Annotated in this window: 22 protein-coding genes and 1 tRNA gene; 11 read left to right on the plus strand and 12 right to left on the minus strand. The window is 70.0% G+C overall.

Annotated features, from left to right (window positions below; translation table 11 throughout):
• Positions 1 to 108: 108 nt before the first annotated feature.
• Both ABZ810_RS21310 and ABZ810_RS21315 read right to left on the minus strand, forming a co-directional pair.
• A complete protein-coding gene (locus ABZ810_RS21310) occupies positions 109 to 4539 on the minus strand; it encodes an NB-ARC domain-containing protein (protein WP_358405537.1) in 4431 nt (1476 codons plus the stop codon).
• 306 nt (positions 4540 to 4845) lie between these two features.
• Entirely contained in the window at positions 4846 to 6189 is a 1344-nt protein-coding gene (locus ABZ810_RS21315; protein ID WP_358405539.1) for a site-specific integrase, read from the minus strand.
• 103 nt (positions 6190 to 6292) lie between these two features.
• Here ABZ810_RS21315 and ABZ810_RS21320 point away from each other — a divergent pair.
• Together ABZ810_RS21320 and ABZ810_RS21325 are read left to right on the plus strand one after the other, a co-directional pair.
• Positions 6293 to 6394, plus strand: a tRNA-Leu gene (locus ABZ810_RS21320).
• A gap of 694 nt (positions 6395 to 7088) precedes the next feature.
• Complete coding sequence (locus tag ABZ810_RS21325; RefSeq protein WP_358405541.1) at positions 7089 to 8996, plus strand: hypothetical protein; 1908 nt, start codon at positions 7089 to 7091, stop codon at positions 8994 to 8996.
• Here ABZ810_RS21325 and ABZ810_RS21330 read toward each other — a convergent pair.
• Both ABZ810_RS21330 and ABZ810_RS21335 read right to left on the minus strand, forming a co-directional pair.
• Positions 8942 to 9178, minus strand: coding sequence for a helix-turn-helix transcriptional regulator (locus ABZ810_RS21330; RefSeq protein WP_358405542.1), 237 nt, complete (start codon positions 9176 to 9178; stop codon positions 8942 to 8944). The two genes, ABZ810_RS21325 and ABZ810_RS21330, sit on opposite strands and share 55 nt — an antisense overlap.
• Positions 9179 to 9195: 17 nt before the next feature.
• Positions 9196 to 9447 carry a hypothetical protein gene (locus ABZ810_RS21335; RefSeq protein WP_358405544.1) on the minus strand — a complete coding sequence of 84 codons (252 nt, stop codon included), beginning with the start codon at positions 9445 to 9447 and terminating at the stop codon, positions 9196 to 9198.
• Positions 9448 to 9741: 294 nt separating this feature from the next.
• Between ABZ810_RS21335 and ABZ810_RS21340 the strand changes: the two genes are divergently transcribed.
• Positions 9742 to 11223 (plus strand): alpha/beta fold hydrolase, encoded by a 1482-nt coding sequence (locus ABZ810_RS21340; RefSeq protein ID WP_358405547.1) that lies wholly within the window; start codon positions 9742 to 9744, stop codon positions 11221 to 11223.
• Positions 11224 to 11303: 80 nt separating this feature from the next.
• Here the strand turns inward: ABZ810_RS21340 and ABZ810_RS21345 are convergent, their stop codons facing one another.
• Positions 11304 to 12212: an NADP-dependent oxidoreductase gene (locus ABZ810_RS21345; protein WP_358405550.1), complete on the minus strand. Its 909-nt coding sequence runs from the start codon at positions 12210 to 12212 to the stop codon at positions 11304 to 11306.
• A 156-nt stretch (positions 12213 to 12368) separates the two neighbouring features.
• Between ABZ810_RS21345 and ABZ810_RS21350 the strand changes: the two genes are divergently transcribed.
• From ABZ810_RS21350 to lexA, 4 genes are all read left to right on the plus strand, one after another.
• Positions 12369 to 13244, plus strand: coding sequence for a helix-turn-helix transcriptional regulator (locus ABZ810_RS21350; protein WP_358405553.1), 876 nt, complete (start codon positions 12369 to 12371; stop codon positions 13242 to 13244).
• 278 nt (positions 13245 to 13522) lie between these two features.
• A complete protein-coding gene (locus ABZ810_RS21355) occupies positions 13523 to 14533 on the plus strand; it encodes an LLM class flavin-dependent oxidoreductase (protein ID WP_358405556.1) in 1011 nt (336 codons plus the stop codon).
• Positions 14530 to 15252, plus strand: coding sequence for a PaaI family thioesterase (locus tag ABZ810_RS21360; RefSeq protein ID WP_358405558.1), 723 nt, complete (start codon positions 14530 to 14532; stop codon positions 15250 to 15252). The genes ABZ810_RS21355 and ABZ810_RS21360 overlap by 4 nt, the downstream gene beginning before the upstream one ends.
• Positions 15253 to 15361: 109 nt before the next feature.
• Positions 15362 to 16024 carry a transcriptional repressor LexA gene (gene lexA, locus ABZ810_RS21365; protein ID WP_358405560.1) on the plus strand — a complete coding sequence of 221 codons (663 nt, stop codon included), beginning with the start codon at positions 15362 to 15364 and terminating at the stop codon, positions 16022 to 16024.
• Between the two features lie 51 nt (positions 16025 to 16075).
• Here the strand turns inward: lexA and ABZ810_RS21370 are convergent, their stop codons facing one another.
• From ABZ810_RS21370 to ABZ810_RS21385, 4 genes are all read right to left on the minus strand, one after another.
• Positions 16076 to 16837, minus strand: coding sequence for an NAD(P)-binding domain-containing protein (locus ABZ810_RS21370; protein ID WP_358405562.1), 762 nt, complete (start codon positions 16835 to 16837; stop codon positions 16076 to 16078).
• 37 nt (positions 16838 to 16874) lie between these two features.
• A complete protein-coding gene (locus ABZ810_RS21375) occupies positions 16875 to 17438 on the minus strand; it encodes a hypothetical protein (protein WP_358405565.1) in 564 nt (187 codons plus the stop codon).
• Between the two features lie 258 nt (positions 17439 to 17696).
• Positions 17697 to 18164, minus strand: a complete 468-nt coding sequence (locus tag ABZ810_RS21380; RefSeq protein WP_358405567.1) for a hypothetical protein — start codon at positions 18162 to 18164, stop codon at positions 17697 to 17699.
• A gap of 101 nt (positions 18165 to 18265) precedes the next feature.
• Complete coding sequence (locus ABZ810_RS21385; protein WP_358405570.1) at positions 18266 to 18466, minus strand: hypothetical protein; 201 nt, start codon at positions 18464 to 18466, stop codon at positions 18266 to 18268.
• 377 nt (positions 18467 to 18843) lie between these two features.
• On the opposite strand from ABZ810_RS21385, the gene ABZ810_RS21390 reads away from it, so the two are divergent.
• Positions 18844 to 19788, plus strand: coding sequence for a helix-turn-helix domain-containing protein (locus ABZ810_RS21390; RefSeq protein ID WP_358405572.1), 945 nt, complete (start codon positions 18844 to 18846; stop codon positions 19786 to 19788).
• Here ABZ810_RS21390 and ABZ810_RS21395 read toward each other — a convergent pair.
• The 3 genes from ABZ810_RS21395 to ABZ810_RS21405 form a co-directional block, all read right to left on the minus strand.
• On the minus strand, positions 19773 to 20663 hold the full coding sequence (locus ABZ810_RS21395) for an amidohydrolase family protein (RefSeq protein ID WP_358405574.1): 891 nt from the start codon (positions 20661 to 20663) through the stop codon (positions 19773 to 19775). The genes ABZ810_RS21390 and ABZ810_RS21395 overlap by 16 nt on opposite strands.
• Positions 20664 to 20704: 41 nt before the next feature.
• Positions 20705 to 21607 carry an RNA polymerase sigma factor SigJ gene (gene sigJ / locus ABZ810_RS21400; protein WP_358405577.1) on the minus strand — a complete coding sequence of 301 codons (903 nt, stop codon included), beginning with the start codon at positions 21605 to 21607 and terminating at the stop codon, positions 20705 to 20707.
• A 266-nt stretch (positions 21608 to 21873) separates the two neighbouring features.
• On the minus strand, positions 21874 to 22425 hold the full coding sequence (locus ABZ810_RS21405) for a TetR family transcriptional regulator (RefSeq protein WP_358405580.1): 552 nt from the start codon (positions 22423 to 22425) through the stop codon (positions 21874 to 21876).
• Positions 22426 to 22538: 113 nt separating this feature from the next.
• Here ABZ810_RS21405 and ABZ810_RS21410 point away from each other — a divergent pair, with 113 nt between their 5' ends.
• The 3 genes from ABZ810_RS21410 to ABZ810_RS21420 all read left to right on the plus strand — a co-directional run bounded on the left by ABZ810_RS21410 (position 22539) and on the right by ABZ810_RS21420 (position 25869).
• Positions 22539 to 23684: an FAD-dependent oxidoreductase gene (locus tag ABZ810_RS21410; RefSeq protein ID WP_358405582.1), complete on the plus strand. Its 1146-nt coding sequence runs from the start codon at positions 22539 to 22541 to the stop codon at positions 23682 to 23684.
• A 28-nt stretch (positions 23685 to 23712) separates the two neighbouring features.
• A complete protein-coding gene (locus ABZ810_RS21415; RefSeq protein WP_358405583.1) occupies positions 23713 to 24462 on the plus strand; it encodes a hypothetical protein in 750 nt (249 codons plus the stop codon).
• 108 nt (positions 24463 to 24570) lie between these two features.
• Complete coding sequence (locus ABZ810_RS21420; RefSeq protein ID WP_358405585.1) at positions 24571 to 25869, plus strand: amidase; 1299 nt, start codon at positions 24571 to 24573, stop codon at positions 25867 to 25869.
• Positions 25870 to 25923 lie beyond the last annotated feature (54 nt).

Below are 25923 nucleotides of genomic sequence, written 5' to 3' on the forward strand. Positions count from 1 at the left end.
TCTGAACGCCTTCGAGATCGCCTTCGAAGGCCGCCTGGCCGCCGCACGCAAGTAGAACCATCAAGATCGAGTTACACCGTTATCTTGACGGACCCCTGGAGTACCTCGCTATCGCTGATCTGAAAGTGCTTCGCCTAGGCCGATGGCGCCTGCATGAGTCAGCTTGTCGATCAGGTCTAGGCAGCGGGCGCGGGTCGGCTCGTCGCCTTGACGATAGAGACGAAGGATCACAGAGCTGATGTGGCGGCCGGTGGCGGCGCGTGCCGTCCGGAGGTCGCCGAGGTCACGAAAAGCGAGCGCTATGGCTCGCTCGCAGGCTTCAACCGTCCCCAAAGGCAATAGCTGAGGACTGCCGTTGAGGGCGATGAACAGCTGGTTGAAGTGTTTTTCAAAGGCGATGCTATTTGTGAACGCGATCACAAAGGTGTGCGCCGCCTCTGGCGTGAGCTCGTTGACTGAGCGCATAGCTGCAGCTGCGGCTTCCTGCACAGTGGTGGAGGCGTCGTCAAAGAGCTCAGTGAGCTGCTGACGAGCGACCTCGGGCGCCGTGGCAAAGAGCATGGCCGCGCCACGCCGCGCGGCGGGGGGTAGGTCACCCGGAATGGTGGGTGAGGGGGGGACAATGAGATCTTCTAGGAACGCCACCGCCCATACTTGTCCTGCTCGGATGGCTACCGAATCCGGCCCGGCCAAGGCGCGATGAAGGTGGGGTGTAAATCGAGCGGGTTCTCGAAGGTACGCGTATCGCAGGAGTCTGCAGGTGCTGTCTGCATCGAATATGGCTAGGGAGGCGTTGAACAATACATCGGCGATCTCCAGCGCGGCGTGTTCATCGCTCTTCATGAGAGCGATGACGGCCTCGGCTGCCCAGGTTCGTACTCCCAAGTCCGGGTCGCTGGCGAGTGCGGCGACGGTTGGCGTTAGCTGTGCGGCCCGCTTGGGATCGCTGAACAGTAGTTGGGCCGCCGCTCGCGCCGCGCTTCCCCGATTGCTGTTCAGGCCCGCTGTCAGCAGGTCATCGCCATAACGGCCCCGGCCGGATTCTGCGCGTGTCTGGTCAGCATCTCGAGGTGGGTCATCGTCAGCGGCGCAGTCCTGGACCAGACGCAGAAGGGCGTCGTCCGCGTCGGCAGCGATCTCGACGACGGCTGCGCAGAGAGTCCGGCTCAGATACTGGCCCGCTATTTGCCGTGCGTGTAGGCAAAGTTCCGTCATGAGGGCAATGGGGATCTTTCCGGCAACGGCTCGGACGACGTGATCGAGATGCGCTAGATGGATGGTGGTGTCGAAAGTTAGGGCTAGTCTGGCGAATCGTTCGGGTTCCTCCTCTGCCCGCGTTCCGAGCAGACCCGCCAGAGCCCGGACGCCTCCGATGGGGCGAGGACCGGACCAGATGGTTGCATCGGTACGGTATTTGTCGATTGCTTTGATCCAGTGCTCATCGGTCATGTGAGTCGCGGCCGCCAAGGGGATCGGCGGCTCCAAAAAGTGTGCGGCCCCGTCCATCTGAGGTGGCTGCGGCGGCTGACCGACGAACTTGCGTTCCCATTCGGCGATGCGGCGGGTGACGGCGGCGCTACGACGTGATGGGGTGACGGCGGTCAGGAGTTCGTACTGCGCCCGACCATGCAGATGCCGACCGTCAGCCGCCCTTTCCCAGGACGGGTAGTAGCCGAGGAGGCGCTCAGTGAGACTGTTGAGTTGTGCGTCGCCGCAGGTAAGCGTGGCGACTTCGATCAGCTCGCGGGATGCCCAGCGAGGGCTGTCAGCCCAACCGAGTTCCAGGTTCCGATCGTCTGATAGCAGCCAGTTCGTGCCAGCATTGCCCAGACCCGCCGCGGTGAACGTGCGGCAAGCCAGGAATCGCAGGTCCTCGACATCACTCTCGGCCAGAGTCGAGACCAAGGCGGTCCCCCTAGCCGGGTCATCCCGCGCCAGCAGCCGTAGCGCCTCTTCGGTCCCGCTGAACACGGCATAAGCGATTCCAAGGCGGTCCCCGCGGTATCGATGTCCCCAGCGGTGGGTTGATCGTAGGTACCCGTCTGCCCAAGCTGTGGCTGTTGAGTCTGCGAGGCGTTCCACGAACGGCAGCACGCATACGAGGAAGTCGCTGGGCGCGGCTGCGGCCACCTCCTGGATGATGGAGCCGCCTCCGTCTGAGGAATCTGGGTCGAGATGGCCGGACCGGAAGGGGTCGGGTTCTCCCTCAGACAGGGCTCGGACGAGCCCTCGGTTGAAATGAGCGCCGATCAGCGTCGCTGCCCCGGCCGGGTCCTCCTGATGAATCCCGTAAAGGATCGACCAGAAGTCGGAATTGACTGCAATGGGTCCGCGGGCGTCGTCAATCTCACCGCGTTCAATGAGCTCGACCGTCAGATCGACCAGACCTGGCGTGAGGGACCAGCCCACAATCGCCCGCAGCCGATAGCGCCATGCCTCGTTCGTGCCGATGTATGGGCGCACGATTTCGCTAATACGGTCAGGGCGGTGACGAGCCGCGAAAGTAAGCTGGTTTGCGGCTAGGTCGACTGTCGCCGGGTCAGCCAACAGCGGCCCCCAGCGTCCTGCACTATCGGCGGCATCGAACCAATTTGGGTTAGTGAGGAGACTGGCCAACTGGCCAGCGAGCTTATGGTCGCTGAAAGCCAATGGCTCGACTGCCATCCAGTCGTCTGCTGTTGCGTCCAGCGCAGCCAGGACCGTGACGACCACCTGCTGCAGGTGAACCCTCACGCTCGTGCTGGCCAACAGCCGTACTACGGTTCGACGGAAAGCGATGCGGTCGATTGCCGCCAGGTACTCCAGTACCTGACGTGCCTGGGCGCGACGGAAGAGATGCTGACCAGAGTGGACAAGGAAGTCGTGAAGATCTCCGCCAGTGGCGACGAACCCTCGCGCGAAGAGGTAATCGAAGTAGGTTTCGTGGAACATGCTGATGCGGGCTTCGTCGTTGACCAGTACGCCGGAAGAGGTCAAAGCGGCGAGTTCATTGGGATCTGCGGCATCCAGTACAACCCCCGGGGCGTCAAGACGTTCATGCTCGCTCATGAACCGCACCAAAGTACCGGTGATGCCCGTCCAGTCCAGGTGACCGACTTGCCGTCCAAGGTCGCGGCGAAGCTCCTGCGTGAAACGATCGTAGAGATCTGAGAGGGTTCGGTACGGAACCGACTGGGATTTGGCGGACAGGCTGCTGAAGATCGCCAGATGAAGAGGGATTCGCAGGAGTTCAAGAGTCGCTTGAGACAGCATCGCAACGTCGACGCCAGCGCGTTTCAGCGAGGTCTTCACCTGGTCCAAAGCCAGGCTACCGACCTTGATCGTGCCAACCCGTGTTTGGTCGGCCAGCAATGCGCTCATCCGCGGATCCGCTTCGAGGTCCACGGTACGTACGGCTAGCACAACCTTGATGTTCCGCAAGGCAGCGACCTGGCCGAGGAGTTCGGCCACGGCGTCAAAGCTGTCCGGCATCCGCCCGCTGTACAAGCTGACCGCATCGAGCTGATCAACTAGCAAGACCGCAGGAGCATCTTCAGCGACGCCAGCGAGCAGAACTGCAGGTGATCGGGGCAGATCGAATTCCCGGCCCAATGCCGCCGCCGACCGCAGAGAGGGAGCAGCTCTGTCCATTCGGACCACGACCGCGTGCCAGCCCGCCAGTGTGAGTTCCCGCACCGCATCAGAAGCGATAGTCGACTTGCCGACGCCTGCCCTACCGTGCACGACCAGTACTTGAGGGCCGTCGACTGCTGACAACCGCTCCACGAGCTCATCGACGTGGGGCTGAGTCACAGGACCGATGACAGGCCGCGCCGCATCGATTCGACGATGATGTCGCTCCACCGTCTCCCGGAGAGCAGCCACGACCGTCGGGTTGTGGGCGAGCGCGTTGCGTGCGAAGCCCTTCGCCTCCAAATGAGCCCAGATCATCGATGCTGTCAGAGGCTTGTGAAGCACATCGTCCAGCCAGCCGCGGAGCTCATTGACCACCACTTCTGGGTCGCCCAGGATCAGGAGTTCGTAGGTGACGTGGACCAGGTGGCGAAGGGTCTCAGCGGGATGATGCTCGACCTTCACACGCTTGAGGTACTCCCACGCGGTCGCTTCGGGGGCATGCCACGCTGCTGCAACCTTTCTGACTTCGCCCCTCTCATCCTGGGTCAGGATTGAAAGGTGGTACTCCTCCAATGTTTCTGCTGCTCGCGAGCGTTCAGACAGCGACGCGAGCTCTGGAGCCGCACTACTCGAAACCAGCCGGACATGATGGCCAGCACGAAGATGCCCAACTAGCCCGACGAGTACTCCCTTGTCGATCAGGCGCTTGAGCGTCCAAGGGCGCTGGACGTTCTTGACCTGCTCATACCAGCGGCGCTCTGGCTCATCGATCCAGAACTCGACGCCGACTCCTGCCTCACCCGGGGGCTCGAGCCGAAGCCGCGTCGCCCGCCCACGCAGCACATCGGCGAGGCGAAACAGTGTCCACCAGGCCTCATAACGGTTGCCGAGCTTGTCGGCTGGACCACCTGGCAGAGCCGACAACCGATCCTCCTTCCAGCGCTGTAATCATGCGCCTCGGCTGCGACAGTTCGGGAACATGAACTCTGCCATGGGATAGGGATCCTGGAATGCCTTCGCAGGAGAGTTCCTTGCTCATGGGCTGCCGGGTTTTCGCGTGAGGCCAGGATGCCCTGATGTTGGGATGCCGGACAGTGGGTCGATAAACCCTGACGTCCCACGCGCCAGAGGACTTGCTTGCAGGTTCGACCTGTGTCGGGAGCTGCCACAGCGGACCATCCCGTGTCGGGGCGCGATTCTTGGGCTCAGTTCGGGTAGGCCTTTGGAGTATCAGCCGCCTTGCTGGGAGCGGTTGCGGATCTTGTCGAAGGCGTCGAGGGTGCCGTCGTCTTCGTCGTCGAGGGTTCCGAGGTACTTCTCGGTGGTGATGATGCTGGCGTGGCCCAGGCGTTCCTTGACGGCCTGGATGTCGGCGCCGCCGGCGAGGAGCCAGGAAGCGTGGGCGGCGCGCAGGTCCCTGATGCGGACGTTGAAGCGCAGCTTGAGCGGCTCCAGGGCCAGGCGCCAGATGTGGTCTCGGAACCAGCGCCGGGGGATGTGGCCGTCGGTGTTGACGGTGCGGGTTCCCCGGGGAGCGTCCTTGCCAGCGGCTCTGCGTTTCGCGCGGTACTCCGCGTAGGCGTCCTTGCAGTGCTGGCACCGGCATTTGGCCCCGGTGTAGGCGCTCAGTGTCCCGTGTCGGTAGCGGTTGTCCGGCTCGACGTATCCGAGTGTGGCCGGATCGGGGAGTGTCCGTTGCGGGCGGCGAGGCGGCGCGATCTCCTGCCGCCCTAGGTAGAAGAGGAGGTCGTCCTCGCCAAGGCTTCCAGCCTCGATGTAGGCGGCGACCTTCTTGGCGAGGCGTGCGCCGACGCGGACGGTCCGATGCTCTTTGTCCTTGGGGTAAGGCTTGACGAGGAACCGTTTCCCCTCGGGGTGGTGCTTGGGGGAGAGCTCGATGACCACGCGGCTGATCTCGAAGGTTCGGGTCGGGAGGTCGAAGTCCTTCACGCGCAGTTCTGTGAGTTCGCCCCAGCGCACTCCGGTCTCGATCTTCGTTTCGACGAGCAACTTCCAGCGGTCGCCGGCCAGGTTCTCGTAGAGGCGATCGAACTGCTCGGGGGTGACGATGATTCGCTTCTTCTTGGGGACTGGGGGAGTCTTCACGCCCTTGCAGGGGTGCAGAACGATGACGCGGTCGTTGAGAGCCGTCGTGAAGATCGCGCTCAGTACGGTCATGCAGTAGCGGATGGTGGGAGGGTTGGCGCCGTCCTCGGTCAGGTGCGTGATCCACTCACGGACGTCGATGGGAAGGACGTCGATCATTCGCATGTTTCCGAACCACGGCAGGATGTATCGCTGAAGTTCGTAGTCGTAGTTCTCACGGGTGCGAAGTTCGATGACGTGGTTGGGGAACCACTCCTTCTCCACGTAGCGATGGAACCGCTGGCTTCCCTTGCGCGGGTCGGGAAGTCGTTCCAGGTGAAGCTTCGCCTCGGCGGTCTGCCATGCCTTCTCGGCTTGGAGTTCGGTGGCGTAGGTGCCGGCCGATCTGACGACGCCGCGGAGATCACGGTAGATGGCGTTGTAGCGAGTCTTGCCGGACCGGTTGACGCGTTGACGGGTGAAGCCCACGGTGTTGGCCTCCGGGGAGTCATGCCATCGAGGCGCCATCGAGGACTCCCCGGGAGAGGGCGGCCCTCAGTGATACCCCGTGGCATCGAGATGCCTTTTCACCTGCGAGTTTATCTTAAAAGCAATGGTCTATTATTTCATCTTCCATAGTTGACCTCGTTCGCATCGAGGGGGTCAGGGGTTCAAATCCCCTCAGCTCCACCCAGGATGAAGGCCACTTCCGATCACGGAAGTGGCCTTTTTGATCTCCATACAGCAGTGGAGTACAGCCGGGTGCGGGGAGAAGACGTTCCGGGCTGGACCTACCGAACCGCTGAACCCCCGAGCGCCATCGACGGGCGCCCCGCATATCCACACGGTGACGTGGAGCAGGAGAACGCCGTTCTCTGGAGGGAAGCGCCTCCGCCGGGCACGCGTGCGTGAGGAAGACTGCCGTACCTGCAACGGGCTGGGAGTTCGGCAAACGGCCTGCCCGGAAAGGTGAGGCCTCAGCAGTGGATCAAGTGCCATCACTGCGGAGCAGGCTCACCTCGCCCAACGCCGTGGTCGCCGCGCATCAATGCCCGCCCTCATCGCAGAGGTCCGCTAGATGGACTACTTGAACTGTCAAGCGGAAGTAGCGTAAGCCTGCATCTCGATCAAGGCAACACTTTGTTCGCCATCGCGCACTTCAAAGCATGAGAGCGGCGGCGAGACTTGTCGATCGCGGCTCGGCGTGAGATCGTCGGGTCGGAAAATGGATCGATCGATCCGCTAGATGGACCAGTTCAGGGTGGCCACCCTCGGCCGCTTCCCACCTCCCGCACGTGAGTCCGCCCCCGGCCACGTCCCTGCTGCTCGGCGTCATGCCCGCCGCCGCGCTAACGGCTGAGTTGTCCCGATCACGAGGAGAGGCCGTCATGACCATGCTCCATCGTCGCGCCGTCCTTCGCGGCGCCGCCGCCACCGCGTTCGGCGCCGTCGTCACCCAGGCCTCGACCGAGGCTCAGGCCGCAGTGAATCCCTCGAAGCTCGGCCCGGCCAAGCCCCTCGACGGGCGGCCGGCCCCGGGATACGACTACAGCCGAGCCAACAAGCTGCCTCGCGAGATGACCGGCTACTGGGAGAAGACCTTCGAGGTGGGAGGGCGGACACGTACCGCGAAGGTCTACATCTCCGCCGAGACTCCGATCCGGTCCTACTTCACGGTCCTGGCCGTGCCTGATGGAGTCGACACCGGCGAGTTCCTGCACCGGACCGGGTGGCGTGACATCGCCGACGAGCGCGGTGAAGGCCTGTTCATCCTCGAGCCCGGCGAGGGGGGATGGGGAGCCGCGACGGCCGAGCGCGCGTACGTGGACGTCGCGATGGCCTTCTACCAGGCCAACGTCTACTTCTCGATCTTCGGCCTGCACTACCTGGTGGGGTACGGTGCCGGGGCGCCGGCTCTGGAGGCGTGGGCGGCGGCCTTCCCGTTGCGGGTCATCGGCCAGGTCTACCTCGGCTCCGCCGGTCTCCCCGCCGGCTACCTGCGCGACATCGGGCCCCGGGAGTTCGACGGCACCACTGAAGGCGGCTACGTCGACGTGGTCTTCCCCGAGGGCTTCGACCTGATCCGGTACGACGAGGTGGTCCTCCCGACCTGGTACCTCAGCCCCGAACGGAGCGCGCACGCCAGCATCGCCTACTGGCGTGGCGCCAACGACACCGAGCGGCGCGGCGGCGGTGACCGGGTCCTGGGCACGGTCTATCGGCAGCGCCGGGAGTCGAAGCGCTGGATGACGTCGTTCTCGGGTCCGATCTCCCAGGTGGCGGTGCGAGATCGGCCGATCGACCCCTTCGACCGGCGCACGACCCGGCAGGTGCTCGCCTTCCTCACGTCCTACTCGCGGTACGAGAACTTCTTCGCCTACGGCAACCAGCTGGTGCGACGTGCCGACTACGACCGCCTCGGCGTCGAGGTCCGGACGATGACGGTCGAGGGCCGGCTCCGCGAGTACATCGTCCACGTGCCGGAGTCCGCACGCCGTTTGTGGGGGCGCCGGGCGCCCGTCGTGTTCGTGTGGCCGGGCAACACCCAGACCGACAAGGTGTTCTTCGACTCCTCCCAGTGGTGGCAGGTCGCACAGAGGGAAGGCTGCGTCCTGGTGGTGATCTGCGAGCAGTACAGCGTCTCGGCGATCTCGGTGAGCCACCGGGATTCCGATGCGTTCTTCCGCCAGCTGCGTGACCTCGTGACCAGGGAGTACGACGTCGACCCCACGCGGTTCTACTCCACCGGGCAGTCGGCCGGCAGCCGGGTCACCCAGTTCTTCGCGGCGGCCAAGCCGGACTACTTCGCGGCCGTCGCCTCGACCTCGTTCGCTCCCTCCCCCGACGACTCGGGGACCATCGCCTTCGAAGGGGTCACGTATCCGGCGGCGCGGCGGCCGATCCCGACCTACCTGACCTACGGCTATGGCGACCTGGCCTTCCTCGAAGGAGATCTCTGGGACGACGTCGAGAACGAGGTCGATTCCTGGGCCGCCTACCACCTCGGGGTCAGCGGCCTCACCCTGGAGGACGTGGACCGAAGGGAAGGTAGGCGCAGCGGCTGGTTCGGCCGCTTCCGGACCTGGACCTGGCGAGACCCCGAAGCATCGGCGCCCATCGTCAAGGTGACCAGGAACCTGTACCGGTCGCACAACAACATCCCTGAAGAGACGCCCCTGCTCTGGGACTTCATGCGCCACTACCGCCGCGAGGTGGACGAGTCCGGCCGGGTCACGCGGTACTACAGCCCGTCCGGGTTCCAACGGCGCGGCGACGAGACGGTCATCCCCTCGTAGCACGATGTGCCGCCATCAGGTGACCAGGTTGTTGCGGTAGGCGTAGACGACTGCTTGGACGCGGTCGCGGAGTCCAGTCTGGTGAGGATGCGGGAGACGCAGGTCTTGACGGTCTCGGGGCTGAGGACGAGTGTGGCGGCGATCTCGTTGTCGGAGAGGCCGTTGGCGACGAGGTTCAGCACCTCGAGTTCGCGGGAGGTCAGGGCGCCGTCGTCACCACGAGCACCTTGATGGGGTCCGTGACACCGGCGCCGGCCAGCTGGCGGGTCGCCCCGACGTGCCGCCGACCCTGATCTTCGTGGTGCCCGTGATCAGGCTGGCGCGGCCTTCGGCGTGCCGGGGAGAACGGGCCTCCGTCCGCCAGCGAGTCGCTTTCGCAGCCGACGAGCCCCGCACCGGCAACGGTGCAGCACGCTGCGGCGACGGCGGCCGTCTTGATCTCGCGGATCATGATTTCTTCTCCAGGGAGGGGATGACCGCCGTCGTTCACATGGCGGTGTAGCCGGAAGGTCGCGGCTGCACCGCAACGCCAAGGAATGGACGGCATGCGAATCGTCACCGCTCGGTGGACATTCGCCGGTAGCTCGGATGGGGGACAGATCCGCCGAGCCTCGACCTCTGAGCGCGTGGCGAATCAGGTCGGCGCAAGGTGATCTGGCCGGAGCTCGGTCACTCTCAGGTAGGGGCGGGCGGTTCCCCATGCAGGGCGATGCGCGTGCGATCACGCGGCGCACATGCTCGGTGCATGAAAATGATCTCCAGGGCCGTGGGAATGCTGGCGGCCGTGGTCGCGACCGTCGGGCTGGCGTCCGTGCCGGTGGGCGCCGAGGCGCCGCGGAGCGAGCCGGCCGGCTGCGTGCCGGTGTCCGGCGCGGTGTGCGGAACGGTGCGGGTGCCGCTGGTGCGGGGGCGTCCCGAGCTCGGCGTGACCACCGTGGCCTACACGTTGATCGGGCATCGCGATGCCTCCCGGCCCGCCAAGGGAACGGTGACGATCAACCCCGGAGGCCCCGGCAATTCCGCGATCGCGTCCGCCTCCCAGTACGCGCAGATGTTCCGCGGCCTGCTGGAGGACCATGACCTTCTGCTGGTCGATCCGCGCGGGGTCAACCGTTCTGATCCGGTCACCTGCGGGGCTCTCGGTTCGCTGCCCGCGGTCCGTGATGAATTCGTCCGGGCGGTAGGCGAGTGCGGCCGGACGCTGGGGGAGCGTGGACGCGGCTACACCTCGGCCGAGATCGCCGACGACATCGACGCGGTCCGCGCGAAGTTGCGGATCGAGCGGCTGGACCTGCTCGGACAGTCCTACGGCACCTACCTCATGACCGTCTACGCGCAGCGGCATCCCGGCCGGGTGCGTTCGGCGGTGCTCTCCAGCGCGTACCCGCTCGACTTCGACATGTGGGCGCGCCCCAACGTGAGCGCCGCCCGCCGAGCGGTACGGCTGATGTGCGGGCGCAGCGCGGGCGCATGCGACGGCGACCGGGTCCTGCGCGATATCGCGCGACTCGCCGAGCGGCTGCGCGTGCGGCCGATCCCGTACGCGCTGGACGGCCGGCAGCGGCTGCTGGACGACACCGCGCTGGCCGCGATCACCTACAACCTCGCCAAGTCGGCCCCTGCCGGGATCGGCGACCTGCCCGCGATGGTCCGCGACGCCCTGCGCGCCGACAACGCGTCGCTGATCGAGGCCGCCCGGCAGACGGCCCCGCTGAGCGGGTCGGCGTTCCGCCAAGATGAGCAGCCCTTCAATCCCGAGCTGGCCGCGGCCGTGATGTGCAACGACTACCCGACGTTGTGGAACCGCCGCGCGCCGGTCGCCACCCGGCTGAAGCAGTTCTCGGCGGGGCGCGCGGCACTGCCCGAGCGGGCGTACTGGCCGTTCGGCAAGCGGGCCTGGACCAGCATCAGCTACGACCAGGGCAACGCATGCATCCGCTGGCCCGACCGCCACGGCCCGGTGCAGCCGACCGGCGGACCGTTCCCCGACGTCCCGGTGCTGGTCGTCTCCGGCGACCTGGACGCCAACACCCCGACCGAGGTGGGCCGGCAGGCCGCGCGCCAGTTCCGCCGCGCCACGGTGGTGGAGGTGCCCAACGTCGGCCACGTCGCCGAACAGGAGCCCAGCGGCTGCGTGGCCGCGATCCAGACCGGCTTCATCCGCGGCCTGCGAGTCCCCGACACCTTCTGCCTGGCCGACATCCCGCCCGTCCCCGTACACCCCTGACCACCCCAACCCCTTCAGTGGCGATGTGGCGGTGCTCTCGCGGCGCGGGGTGAGCTCCGCGGCATCGACGAGGTCGTCGGCTAAGGGCGGAGCACGATCTTGCCGTGGGTGTGCCGCCGCTCCAGTTCGCGGAACGCGTCCCGCACCTGCTCCAGCGGGTAGGTGCGGGCGATCGGCACCTCCAGCTCGCCGCGCGCGGCGAGCCGGGCCAGTTCGCCGAGCACGACCGCGCACGCCGCCGCGCCCTCTCCGTCGGTCCGCGCCCCGACCCTGGCCGCGGCCTGCCAGTCGCGGATGGTGCAGATGCGCTCGGGCCGCACGCCCAGTTCCACCGCCAGGTCCACGTAGCCGTCGCCGAACGTGTCGATGAACGCGTCGACGTGCCCGCCGGAGACCTGCCGGATCCGCTCGGCCACGCCCGGCCCGTACCCGACCGGGACGATGCCGTGAGCGTCCAGCCAGGCGTGGTTCGGCTCGCTGGCCAGCCCGATCACGGTGGCGCCGCGCCGCCGCGCGAGCTGCACGGCGAGGGACCCGACGCCGCCCGCCGCACCGGACACGACGACCGTGTCGGCCGGTCCGGGGTCGACCGCGAACACGGTGGCGTACGCGGTGGTGCCGGCCACGTACAACGATCCGGCGGCGTCCCAGGACAGTCCCTCCGGGCGCGGGGTCAGGTTCACGTCGTCGACCGCGACGTACTCGGCGTGGCTCGCCCTGGCGTGGGTGAAGCCGAGGACCTCGTCGCCCACCGCGACGCCGCGGACCTGCGGACCGGTCTCCACCACGACGCCGGCCAGGTCGCTGCCCTGCCCGGAGGGGAACGTCGCCGGCCATCGTTCGTGCAGCTCGCCGGTACGGATGTGGACCTCGCCGGGCTGGATCCCGGCGGCCCTGACCCTGACCAGCGCCTGTCCCGGGCCGGGCACCGGACGCTCCACCTCGTCCACCCGCAGGACGTCGATCCCGCCGTATTCGTACAACCGCACCGCTCTCACCGCGTGATCACCGCTCTTTCTCGCTCGGACGGGCCTGGGCTGCCACGCCTCGACCATGCCCGGCCTTCGGCGGCTCCGGAACGGAGCGGTCTCCCTAGGATCGGCGGTCCGAGGATGCGATGGACGAACAGTGCTATCACTACTGACATGGGGATGCATCGTGACGATCTCGCCGATTTCCTGCGCCGGTGCCGGGGACGGCTGACGCCGCGGGACGTCGGGCTGGTCGAGGGGCCGCGGCGGCGTACGCCGGGACTGCGCCGCGAGGAGGTCGCGATGCTCGCCGGGATGTCGGCCGACTACTACATGCGGCTCGAGCAGGCCAGGAGCCCGCAGCCCTCGACCCAGATGCTGGCCGCGCTGACGCGCGCGCTGCGGCTGACCATCGACGAACGGGATCACCTCTACCTGCTCGCCGGGCACCGTCCGCCCGAGGGGGCTCGGGCCGGGGAGTACCTGCGGCCGGGCATGCTCTACCTCCTCGACCGCCTGGACAACGTTCCGGTCCAGGTGCTGAGCGATCTGGGCGATCTGCTGGCGCAGAACGACCTGGCGCAGGCCCTGTTCGGGTGCGTGTGCACGGTGGCCCAGGAGGACCGCAACATCGTGCTGCGCTGGTTCACGGAGCCGGACGTGCGGGGTCACTTCGCGGCCGAGGAGCACGACGAGCACGCCCGGCAGCTGGTCGCCGACCTGCGCGCCGCGGTGGCCCGGCGCGGGGACGACGCGGCGTCCCGCGCGCTCGTCACGCGGCTCCGCGCGGGCAGCGCCGAGTTCGCGGCGCTCTGGGACCGGCACGAGGTCGCGGTGCGCAGGTCGCATCCGTACCGGCTCACGCATCCCGACCTCGGCATGATCGAGTTCGACTGCGAGGTGCTGGCCACGCCCGCGGCCGACCAGCGGCTGCTGGTCTTCACCCCGCCGCCCGGCGGCACCGAGGCGCTGGACATGCTGCGCGTGCTCGGCCCGCGGCACCGGCACGCCGGCGGCGCGGCGGAGGGTGCGGGTTCGGCCGGCCGGTGAGCGGCGGCCCCGAGCCGCCCTGCCGGGATTGGGCGTGTCCGATGCTAGACAGTTGTCTGGTCAGGTGCCTAGGTTAAGGTCGTCCCTACGCCGGGAGGATCGGATGCCCTGCCGTTACCCGCCTCCGCGCCGTCCGGCGCGGCCAGTGCCGCCACGGCATCACAGGTCGTGAAGGCGATACCGCTCGTCCACGCCGCGCCGTCCGGGTTCGTCACCGCCGCCGACCTGCCCACCGTGCGGAGCCTGGTGGTGTTCGGCGGCCGCGAGGAGGCCGATCGATGTTCATGATGCGGTTCGACATGCGGGCGCCGGCGACCGGAGCCCCCGCGCCCGACCTGTACGCGGCCGCGCTGGAGATGTCGGCGTGGGCCGAACGGCTCGGCTGCGTCAGCGTGGTCGTCTCGGAGCACCACGGCTCCGAGGACGGCTTCCTGCCGTCCCCGCTGATCCTGGCCGGCGCGATCGCGGCCCGGACGTCGACGTTGCCGATCACCGTGGCGGTGGTGATCCTCCCGTTGCGCGATCCGGTGCGGCTGGCCGAGGAGATGGCGGTGCTGGACGTGATGAGCCGCGGCCGCGTCATGTACGTCGCCGGGCTCGGCTACCGGCCGGTCGAGTACGAGATGTACGGGGTCGACTTCCAGCGGCGCGGCAGGATCGCCGACGACACGCTCCAGGTCCTGCTCAAGGCCAAGACGGGCGAGCCCTTCGACCTGGACGGCAGGCGCGTTCAGATCACCCCGCCCCCGGTGACCGGCGGCGGGCCGATGATCGCGTGGGGCGGCGGCAGCCTTGCCGCCGCCCGCCGCGCCGGGCGCAACGGCATCGGCTTCTTCGCCCAGGGCGGCGCCCCCACCCTCGCCGAGGAGTACTCCCGTGCCGCCCGCGCGGCCGGGCACGAGCCGGGCCTCTGCTTCATCCCCGCCGCCGACACGCCCACGACCGTCTTCGTCGCCGAGGACGTGGACGCGGCCTGGGACGAGCTCGGCCCCTACCTCATGCACGACGTGCTCACCTACGCCGCCTGGAACCCGCCCGGGACCGGCACCGCCGGCCTCTCCGCCGCCACGAACGCCGACGAACTCCGAAGCGAAGGACGCAGCCATCGCATCCTGTCGGTTCCCGAAGCGATCGACATGATCCAGAACGGCGGCCTGCCGGCGCTCCACCCCCTCGTCGGCGGCCTCCCGCCCGACCTCGCCTGGCGCTACCTCCACGTCCTGGCCGACCGGGTACTGCCGGCCGCAGGAGCCGGGCACCGCCCGCCCTCCCCCCGAGAGGACCCATGAGCGACACCACCGGAACAGCCGACGATCACGGTCATCCCGCGCTGGCCGGACGCGCGGCGGCCTCGGCCCGGCTCGGCGACGAGGTGCGGCGCCTCATCGAGCTCTGCACCACCACCGTCGCGCCGTCCGACGTCACCGATCGAGCCGCCGCCGAGCTCCGCGCCATCGCCGACCGGCTCGCCGCGCACGTGCCCGACCCGCTGATCCCCACGGCGCTCCCGGCCGATCCGGAGAGCGGCGACACCGACCTGGCCGGGCGGATGCCCTTCGACCTGGTGATCGGCCGGCACAATCCCCTCGCGGTTCCGCTGGAGGTGACGTTCGAGCCGCCCAGGGCCCTGCTGTCCGGCCGGTTCCAGCGGGCCCACGAAGGCCCGCCGGGATGTGTGCACGGCGCGGTCATCGCCTCGTCGTTCGACATCGTCCTGGCCGCCGCGAACGTCGTCGCCGGACTGCCGGGGCCCACGGCCCGGCTCGAGATCACCTACCGGCGTCCCACGCTGCTCGGCGTCCCCTGCACGTTCGAAGGCGAGGTGGAGCGGCACGAAGGACGATCCGTGCGAACGGTCGGCCGGCTCCTCCAGGGCGACCGGGTCACCGCGACGGCCGTGGGCGACTTCGTCCAGCTGGACCGCGCGCAGATCGCCCGCATGAGCCGGCCGCGCACGCCGCCGCAGGCGCCGCCGGCGCCCCCTCGTTCCCTGGACAGGGCGCCCTGAGCCGCTCGGACCGCACCATGCGCCTCGCCCGGGGCGGCCGGGGCGATGATCGGACGCGGTGCGCGTGGCTGGGGCCGCCGGGTGCCCGCGGGACGCCTAGACTTCCGGGGTGACCTCGTACGGTGATCTTGAAGCGTTCGAAGGCCTGGACACCTCGGCTCTGCCGCCGCGCCAGCAGCGGATCCTGGTCACGATCCGGGACTGGGTGGTCCGGTACGGGTACTCGCCGAGCACGCGCCAGATCGGCGACGCCGTGGGGCTGCGGTCGTCGTCCTCGGTGTCGCGGCATCTGGCGAGCCTGGAGGAGAAGGGCTTCCTGCGGCGCGGGTCCGCGGTGACGCGGCCGATCGACGTACGGATGTTCCTGCGGGACGGGGCGTCCCGGGAGCCCGCGGAGGAATCGGTGGCGCTGCCCGTGGTCGGGCACATCGCCGCCGGTGCGCCCATCGCGGCCGAGGAGCACGTGGACGACGTGTTGTCGCTGCCTCGCGGGCTCACCGGGCGCGGCACCGTCTTCGGCCTGCGGGTGCGCGGCGACTCGATGATCGACGCCGCGATCTGCGACGGCGACATCGTGGTGGTGCGGCAGCAGCCCGAGGCGCACTCCGGTCAGATCGTCGCCGCGATGATCGATGACGAGGCCACCGTCAAGGTGTACCGGCGCCGCGACGGCCACGTTCTCCTCGAACCCCGCAACCCCGACTACGACGTGATCAACGGCGACGACGCCGTGGTGCTGGGCGTCGTCGTCTCGGTGCTGCGCAGTCTCTGACCGGTCGCGCGGTCTCTGATCAGGTGCGCGGGCTCTGGTCCGCGGGCGTTCTCACAGGTCGGCCAGGAGCCCGTCGAGGGCCTGGGCGAGGGCCTCGGAGTTGGCCGGGCCGAACCACGTGGTCCGGATACGTTCGTTGTTACCGCCCGGCGTCTCGTGGTCGGCCGCGAGCCGTTGCAGGGAGCGGGTCTCGTCGCCCAGGGCGCGACCGGCGTTCTGGAAGAGGCCGCGGACGTAGCGGTCCGCGTCACCGGGGTCGATGCCGTGGCCGGCGGCCCACGACGTGAGCGCGGCGAGGTAGGAGTAGTGGGTGGTCAGCGTCCCCGTCAGCGCGGAGAAGACGTTGAAGGCCGCCTCGTCCGCCACCGGCTGCACCCCGCCCAGCCGCTCGAAGAGCGCGTCCGTCACCGGATGGGACGGGTACGTCACCGTGACGGAGCGGCGTTCGCGGACGGCAGGGAGCGGGATGGCGTGGACGAGCGGGGCGTCGGTGGCCAGCGTCCGGCGCAGGTCGTCGTTGGCGACGCCGGCCATCACGTTGACCACCGTCGTGGCGCCGTCCACCCGCAGCCCGGACAGCGCCTCGTGCCGGTCCTTCGCCCGGACGGCGATGATCACCACCTCGGAACGGTCGACCACCTCCTGGTTGCCGGTGCAGACCTGGACGTTGTCGTAGCGGGCGGACAGCTCGGCGGCCGTGCGGGCCCCTCTGGGGGAGAGGAACACCTCGGGCGGCGTGCCGGCCCCGTCGCACAGGCCCACCACGATGGCCTGGCCGATCTCGCCCACCCCGATGATCCCGATGCGTCTCACTGTCGTCCTCCGTGGTCGGGTCGGTGGCCGGTCGTCGTCACCAGCCGCCCTCGAAGAAGGCGAGGAGCGCGGGCGCCGGGTCCGCGGCGGTCGCCGTGTTCGCGGCCGCGACGACGATCATGATCAGCGACAGTACCGCCGAGAGGACGCCGAACGATCCCAGGACCCGTCCGAGCCGCCCGCGGGGCGGCCGCGCCGCCGCGAATCCCTTCCACAGCACCGCGCACAGGACGGCGAAGGCGACCGCCACGATCGCGGCGATCACCGCCATCGCCACGTGGTACCGGGTGAAGTCGCCGAGCATCACGTCGAGGGCGGGTGAAGCGTCAGGCCCGGAGGCCGCGAGCTGCCGCCGGGCCTCATCGAGCGTGGCGGTGAGCCGGGCGTCGTCCGCGCCGGCGGTCAGCATCGGCAACAGCGAGGCGAACGGGGCCGCCGCGCCCTGGACGTTGGCCATCACCGTCAGCAGCGAGAACACCGCGAGCATCGTGGCCAGGACGCCGGACGAGGCGAGGGCGATCCTCGCGATCCTCGTCCCGGCCGCGGAGTCACCGGCCCTGAGGAACGCCCTCCACAGACGGACGCCGAGCGCGATGAACACGGCCAGCAGGACCGCGGCGATCGCGGCCTTGGCCAGGTGGTAGCGGAACCAGTAGCCGACGACCCGCTCCAGTTCCGGAGGCAGCTCCCGTTCACCTGAACTCCAGTACGCGGTGAACGACGTGCGGAGTGCCTCGACGAGGTCGCGCCTGCCGGCCGTCCTCCGCTCACTCCACGCGCGGCCTGACGGGGCAGGGCGTGTCCGTTCAGCGGGGGTTGTCGGCGAGCCCCCGGTTTCGGCCGTGCGGTGACCCGCCGCTCACCTCGGGCTCTGGTTGAGCTCGGTCAGGGCGGAGACGGCCTTGGCCAGCTCGACCGCGACGAGATCGCCGGCACCCCCGCGCGGTGCGGGCGGGCTCGCGGCCCTGGCCGCCCGCGCCTGCTCGAACGACTCCGTCCGCTTCCACCATCCGGGCTCCTGCGTCGCGCTGCGTTCGACGCAGAACGGCCACCGTTGCACCAGGGCGTCGTCGATCGTCAGGCAGGACAGCCGCCGCTGCCCCGGCCGCCCGCGCCGGTCGCCCCGGGCCTGGTACGGGTACAGGCCCATCAGCACCGCCTGACCGGCCTCGGCGACGCGATGGCTCGCGTTGCGGGGAGCGTTCATCTCCGAGCCGGTCGGCGGGCGTTCGAGGACCTCGGCGACGACGTGCCGCACGATGATGGTCGGCTCGGCGTCGAGCCGGGCCAGGAAGACCTCGCGCCAGAATGCGGTTCCGCGATTCATCTGCGCATGCTCCCAAACCCGCGCGGGTCGCCCTCTAGATCAACGCGGCGTGCTTGCCGGTCTCTGAACGAGATCACCGGGGCCGTTGACCTTGGCCGGGGTCAGTCCAGCCCCTGGCGGGGGCGCTTGAAGAACAGCGTGAAGTAGCGGCTGCCCCCGCCGACGGCCACGGAGACGAGCTCCCAGCCGTCCCGGGCGATCTCGTTGCAGCCGTTCTGAAGGGACAGGTCCGCGGGGACGAGGTCGGTCTGCCAGCGGCGGCCGTCGTTGGTGACGACCAGATACTCCCAGAACTGCGTCATGTCCTGAGCGTCGCACCCGCCGGGCGTCTCCACCGCGCGGTTCGCCGCAGCGGCCGAGGGCGGTCACGCGCCGGCGAGCAGGCTGGATCCGGCGTCCACGCGGATGCGCGCGCCCGCGAGGGCGTGCAGCTCTCCGGGTGGAAGCCGCGACGGCCGAGCTCGCGGGCGGTGGCGGCGCCGATGCCGCGTGCCGCGCCGGTGGCTAGGGAACGTCCCCGGACGGACATGATCGTTTGGTGTCGGAGAGTGGGGGCGACCTGGGGTTTGTCCACATCCGGCCATGGTTCGGGGTGCGCGTCCGCGCACACGGCGCGTGAGAATCTGGCCAGGAAGATCGCTGTACTGGGCGCCGGGAGGCCGCCGCGCTGGGGGACGCCATGTTGCTGCTGGACACCGACGCCCATCCCGCGCACGAACGCGTCGACGCCTTCCAGTCCATCGCCGCCGGCGAGAGCGGCACGTGCACCATCGAGCACGAGGGCCCGCAGGTCAGGATCCGGCTGGAACGGTGGAACTTCGGCCCGATGACCATGTTCGCCACCCAGGGCACGGGCATCGAGGTCCGGCGGTCGACGCGGCAGGTCCGGCGGGACCCGGTGAACACCGTCTCGGTCACCACCCAGAGCCGCGGCAGCGGCGCGTTCGCCTGGAACGACCACCGGCAGTACATCCGCCCGGGCACCCTGGTCATGGCCAACAAGACCGCCGGTTACGACTACGGCTGGTCAGGCATGGGGTACGCGGTCGCGTTCATGGTCGACGCCGACCACCTCGGCGTGCCCGAGCACCTGGTGCGCGCCGCGATCCCGCTGCTGTCCACCAGCCCGGTCGCCCCGCTGCTGCTGCACCACGTCCGCGCCCTGCACCGCGACGCCGACCGGCTCGGCACCGAGCCGGGCGCGGACGCGCTGGCCGCCGCCACGCTCGAGCTCACCCGGGCCCTCATCGGCTCGGTTACCGCCGCCCCGCCCCGGCACGCGGTCGAGGACACCACGCTGCTCACCCGGATCCTGGCGTACGCCCGCACGCATCTGATCGAGCCGGACCTCACCCCGCACCGCATCGCGCACGCGCACCACATCTCGGTCCGCACGCTCTACCGGATCTGCGAGAACGGCGGGCTCAGCCTCGAACAGTGGATCATCCGCCGGCGGCTGGAGGGGGCCCGCCAGGACCTGGCCGCGCCGCAGCACGCCCATCGCACCATCGAGTCGATCGCCCGTTCCTGGGGGTTCACCAACCCCGCGCACTTCTCCCGCCGGTTCCGCCAGTTCTTCGGGGTCACCCCCGGTCAGTGGCGGCGCGGTCACCCGATCCGGTAGCGCCGCCGGGCGTTGGCGGCGAAAACCCGGTCCCGCTCGTCCGCGGACAGCCCGGCGGTGATCTCCCGGTAGGCGCCGAGCAGTTCGCCGTACGTGCCGGCCAGGCCGTCCACCGGGAAGTTGCTCCCGAAGAAGCACCGGCCGGTGCCGAACAGCTCCAGGCAGGCCTCGACCCACGGGCGCAGCCGGGCCGGGTCCATCGTGCCGAACGCCATGGGCAGGCCGGACAGCTTGCAGTCCACGTTCGGGAGCGCCGCGAGCCGTGCGAGCCCCTCGCGCCACCGCCGGAACTCCTCGGGATCGTCGCGGCGCGGCCAGCCCGAGTGCTCCAGCACGAACGCCGTGCCGGGCGCCTTCCCGATCGCCGCCGCGTACTCCCGCATCCCGTCGGGATGGGTGACGAGGTCGAACACCCAGCCGTGCTCGCCGAGCAGCGCGAACAGCCGGGCCGTCGCCTCGGCGGAGGGATCGAGCCCGTCCAGCACCCGGATGCCGCGGAACGCGGGGCTCTCGGCCTGCGCCGCCAGGTCCCGTTCGATCCGCTCGAACGGTGCCGCCGGGTCGATCGTCCCGATGACGGCGTGCGGTACGCCGATCTCCTCGCGCATCCCGTCCAGCCAGCGCGCCTCGTCCAGGAACGTTCCAGGCTTCGAGACCGCGGACACGTGCACCAGCCCCGACAGCCGCGCCCCCGCCGCCGCCGCGTCGCGCGCGTGGTCGCCGGGCAGATGGTCGTGGTCCAGATCGACGCTGAACGCGCGCAGCACCGGGTACCAGTCGCGCCGCGACGGCTCCCAGAAATGAATGTGCGAGTCGACGAACTCGAAGTCGCTCATCATGCCCCTCCGCCCGGAGAACATCGCGAACACGTCCATGCTGGACGAGCGGCATGTTAGCGGCCCTGACGCTCTGGTCGTCAGGTCGTCCAGGGACGGAGCTTCTCGGGGTTGCGCACGGCCCAGATGTGCCTGATCCGGTCGCCTGCGACGCCGAACGCCATCACCGCCACGACGAGGCCCTCGTGCTGGACCGCCAGGCCGGGCTGGCCGTTGACCGTTCGTTCCAGGAGGGTCAGACCCGCCACCCTGGAGGTGAGGTCGACGAGGTAGCGGGCGACCGGCTCGGCGCCCTCGACCGGGTCGAGCCGGGCGGTGACCAGGCCGCCGCCGTCGGCGGTCGCCAGGGCGTCCGGGTCGAGGAGCCCGATGAGGGCGCGCAGGTCGTTGGCCTCCCAGGCCTCCTTGAAGTGCCTGACGACCTCGGCGCTCCCGGCGGGCGGGGCGGCGGGGGCCTGTGAGTCCCGGACGCGGCGGCGGGCCGAGGAGGCCAGCTGGCGGCAGGCCACCGGCGTGCGGCCGACGATCTCGGCCACCTCGGCGAACGGATAGCGGAAGACGTCGTGCAGGACGAACGCGACACGTTCGGCCGGGGTCATCGCCTCGAGGACGACGAGGAACGCCATGCTGACCGACTCGTCGAGGGTGACCCGGTCGGCCGGGTCGACGGCACCGCCCGGCCGGCCGGTGATCCATTCCGTCCGGTCGGGCAGCGGCTCGGGGATCCACTCGCCCACGTACCGTTCCCGCCTGGCGCGGGCCGAGCCGAGCAGGTCGAGGCAGACGCGGCTGGCGACCGTCGTCAGCCAGCCGCCGGGGGAGTCGATGGCCGCCTGCTGCTCCCGGGACAGGGAGTACCAGCGGGCGTAGGTCTCCTGCACGACGTCCTCGGCATCGGCCAGGGAGCCCAGGAGCCGGTACGCGAGGTTGATCAGCTGGCGGCGCTCGCCCATGATCGCGCCCAGGTCGTCCTCCGTGGTCATGTGCCGCCGGCCTCCTCGGTCGCCTTCGTTCTCATCAGTGCGCCCCCATCAGTGCGCTCCCATCAGTGCGCTCCCATCAGTGCGCCCCCATCAGTGCGCCCTCATGGATACGCCCTCATCAGTACGACGAGGCAGGGCGCCCGAACGTGAGGCCCGCGAGCCGCCTCACATCCGGCGGGGCCGTGTCGTCGTACTCCTGAGACCGACACCGCCGACACTGGAGAGACCCTCGATGAACGTGTTCTCGTGGAGCGTGCGGGCCGTGCTCAGCGCGGGCCGGCCAGGTAACGCTGGAAGGTCGGGCCGAGCCACGCGATGGTCTCCTCGCGGCTCATGGCGAGGACCGGCGGGAGGGCGAGCACGTGCCGGCACAGGGCGAAGCCCAGCGCCTGGGTGGCGGCCAGCCCGGCCCGCGCGGGCGCCTCGGACGGGTCGTCGACGAGCTTGATGATCAGCGGGGCGAGCTGGCCGGCGAAGACGGTGCGCATCCGGTCGGCGGCCCCCTCGTTGGTGACCGCGGTGCGCAGCAGGATCGGCAGCACGTCGCCGTCGCCCCACCGGTCGACCAGATGTGCGGCCAGCGCGTTCCCCACCTGGTCGCGGGGCACCTCGCCGAGGTCGGGCAGCCGCAGGTCGATGTCCGCCGCCGTGGCGAACAGCCGCTCCTTGCTGCCGAAGTAGCGGATCACCATCGACGGGTCGATGCCCGCCGTGGCCGCGATGGCCCGGATCGTGGCGCGGTCGTAGCCGTCCGCGGCGAAGTGCTCGCGGGCGGCCCGCAGGATCAGGGCCTTGGTGTCCTCTGACGATCGCCTCATGCCAACGAGCGTAGGCCAACATCTGTTTGCCAACAAGTGTTGACATCGCTCGCGGGGTGGCGCACAGTTATGCCAACAGACGTTGACCAACAAGCGTTGACAAGGAGTCCGCGATGCTTCCCGACACGACAGACGTTCTGGTCATCGGAGCCGGTCCGACCGGACTGACCCTCGCGATCTCGCTCGCCGGTCAGGGCCACCGGGTGACCGTGGTGGACGCGCAGGCCGAGGGCGACAACACCTCCCGGGCCGCCGTCGTGCACGCCCGCACCCTGGAGGCGCTCGAACCGCTCGGGGTCTCCGGCCGCCTGGCCGGCCAGGGCATCCACGCGCCGCGCTTCACCATCCGCGACCGCGACCGGGTGCTGGTCCCGGTGCCGTTCGACGACCTGCCCACCGCCTACCCCTACACCCTGATGATCTCCCAGGCGGTGACCGAGGCGGTCCTGCTGGAACGGCTCACCGAGCTGGGCGGCACCGTGCTGCGGCCGTACGAGCTCAGCCGGCTCGACCAGGACGACGCGGGGGTCACCGCGACCTTCGTCACCGGCGAGCGGATCCGCGCGGCCTACCTGGTGGGCGCCGACGGGATGCACAGCACCGTGCGCGAGCAGATCGGGATCGGCTTCACCGGCGGCGCGTACGCCGAGTCGTTCGTGCTCGCCGACGTCCGGCTGACCGGCGCCGTCCCCGACGACGAGGTGATCCTCTACTTCTCCCCGCGCGGCCTGGTCGTCGTCGCGCCGCTGCCCGGCGGCGTGCACCGCATCGTCGCCACCGTGGACGAGGCGCCGCAGGAGCCGTCGGCCGGCTTCGTCCAGCGGCTGCTCGACGAGCGCGGCCCCGAGCGCGAGCGCGCCGTGGTGAAGGAGGTGCTCTGGGGCTCGCGCTTCAGGGTCCACCACCGGATCGCCGACCGGTACCGCTCCGGCCGGGTGCTGCTCGCCGGGGACGCCGCGCACGTGCACAGCCCGGCCGGCGGGCAGGGCATGAACGCCGGCATCACCGACGCCGTCGCGCTCGCCGGGATCCTGGCCAAGGTCCTGGACCACGGCTCGCCCGACCTGCTCGACGAGTACGGCCGGACCCGCCGCCCGGTCGCCGAGCAGGTCGTCCACCTGGCCGACCGCCTCACCCGGCTGGCCACCGCCGACCGCCGGACCCGGCTGCTGCGCAACCTCGTCCTGGGCGCGCTGGGCCGGGTCCCCGCCTTCCGGCGCCGCCTCGCGCTGCGCCTGTCGGGCCTGGTCTACCGCTGATCCGCACCACACCCCGAGGAGAGACGCCATGAAGATCGTGAACGAGCACCTCAACCCCGCCAAGGCCGGCTTGGTCCCGCCCAGCCCGACCGGCTACCTGGTGCTGGCCGCCGAGATCGACCGTCGGCCCATGTTCCTGCCGGACGGCAAGGCCAAGACCGCTCTCCTCCGGGACGCGAAGGCCCTGGCCGCCGACCTCGAAGGGCATCCCGGCGTGGTCCGGGCGACGGTGTTCCGCGGATTCGCGCACCTGGTCTTCGGTATCAACCACCGTCTGATGCGCCGCGCCGCGGCCACCGGCGTCGAGCGCGCCCGCTACGACGTGGTGGTGCTCATCGAGACGACCGGCCCGGCGGAGGCCAAGGAACTGCGCGGCGACGCGGGCTACCGGCGGCTCGCCGAGCGCCTGGCCGGCACGGCCCGCCGCACGTTCGAGGTCGCCGCGTCCAACCCCCGCAACATGGGCGAGGTCGACTTCCACCGGCAGGGCGTCTTCCTCTTCAACTTCTTCTACGGAGAGGACGAGAAGGAACTGGTGCCGGTGTGGGAGTACACGGCCGGCTGGTGGAACACCAACACCGGCCTGGACAACTCCCGCGTCCTCGAACCCCTCGACGGAGAACGGCGCGACTACGGCATCATCAACCACTGCCGCTGGGATCACCTCCGCGACGTCGCCCCCAAGATGGCCCTCCGCCCGTCCTTCCGGCGCTTCGTCCTGGCCAACTTCGCCGCCAACGGCATCTCCGCCCAGCCCGCCCTTTACCGCCTGGCCTGAGCGCGCTCGTCGCCGAGAGGCGGGCGGATGAAACACGGCCGTCACGGGATGGAAATCAGCGGGCCCTAGATCTTGATCGGACCTGTCCGAAATAGAGGAGATGTGCTGATGTCCGAACGACGATCGTTGCCCCGCCGCCGGTTCCTGGCCGCGGCCACCACGACGGGCGTGGCGGGTGCCGCACTCGCCGGGACCGCCGGGGCCGGCCTGAACACGGCGGCCGCCGCGACCGGGAGCCGGGCGAGCGCGCACGCGGTGTGGCGCAAGGCCGGCGACGACGGGCGGGCGCTGGTACGGGGCCGGCGGTCGGGCGCCCTGCGGGGGCGGACCGTCGCGGTGAAGGACCTCTTCGCGGTGGCGGGCGAGCGGATCGGCGGCGGCAACCCCTACTGGCTGGCCGAGGCACCCGTCGAGCGCCGGCACTCGGCCGCCGTCGAACGGCTGCTGGAGGCGGGTGCGGACGTCACCGGGCTCGCCGTCACCGACGAACTCGCCTACAGCCTGGCGGGGATCAACATCCACTACGGGACGCCGCACAACCCGGCGGCGCCCGGACGGGTCGCGGGCGGGTCGAGCAGCGGGCCCGCGTCGGCCGTCGCGCAGCGGCTCGCGGACATCGGGCTCGGGACCGACACCGGCGGGTCCGTGCGGGTCCCCGCCTCCAACTGCGGGCTGTACGGCATCCGGACCACGCACGGCCTGGTGTCCAGGCAGGGGCTGCTGCCGCTCGCGCAGTCGTTCGACACGGTCGGGTGGCTCACGCGGGACGCCGCGACCCTGCACAAGGTGGCCGGGCAGATGCTCCGGACGCCGCCCGTGCCCGCGCCGCGGCGGCTGCTGATCGCGAACGACCTGTTCGCCGAGGCCGCGGACGAGACGGCCCGGGTGGTGCGGGCGGCGGCGCTGGAGCTGGCGGAACGCCGGGGCCTCCAGGTCGTCGAGCTCGACGGGACGTTCGCCGGTGAGCTCACGGCGTGGTCGACCGCGTTCCGGATCGTCCAGTCGTGGGAGGGGTGGGCCAACCACGGCGACTGGATCACCGCGCATCCGGGCGTGCTCGCGTCGGAGGTCGCGTCGCGGTTCGCCGGAGGCGCGGCCGTGACCGCTGCCCAGCTCGCGGAGGGCCGGAGGACCGTCGCCACGGCGCGGGAACGGGTGCGCGCGCTCATCCCGGCGGGCACGGTGCTGGCCCTTCCCGCCGCGGCGGCACCGGCGGTGAGCATCGGGGCCACGCCGGCCGAGGTCGACGCCGTCCGCGGAGCGACGCTGCGGCTCACCTGCGCCGCGGGCGTGGCGGGCCTGCCCTGCGTGGTCGCACCCGGCCCGCGGGCCGGGGGACTGCCCGTCGGCCTGGGACTGGTCGGCGCCGCGGGGTCCGACCTGGCGCTGACCGGCCTGCTCGCCTAGCCGGGTCGTCCCGGCCGCCGCCCTGGCCGCCGTCCCCGCCGCCAACCTCCTGGC

The organism is Spirillospora sp. NPDC047279 (genome assembly GCF_040643285.1).
Classification (GTDB): domain Bacteria; phylum Actinomycetota; class Actinomycetes; order Streptosporangiales; family Streptosporangiaceae; genus Spirillospora.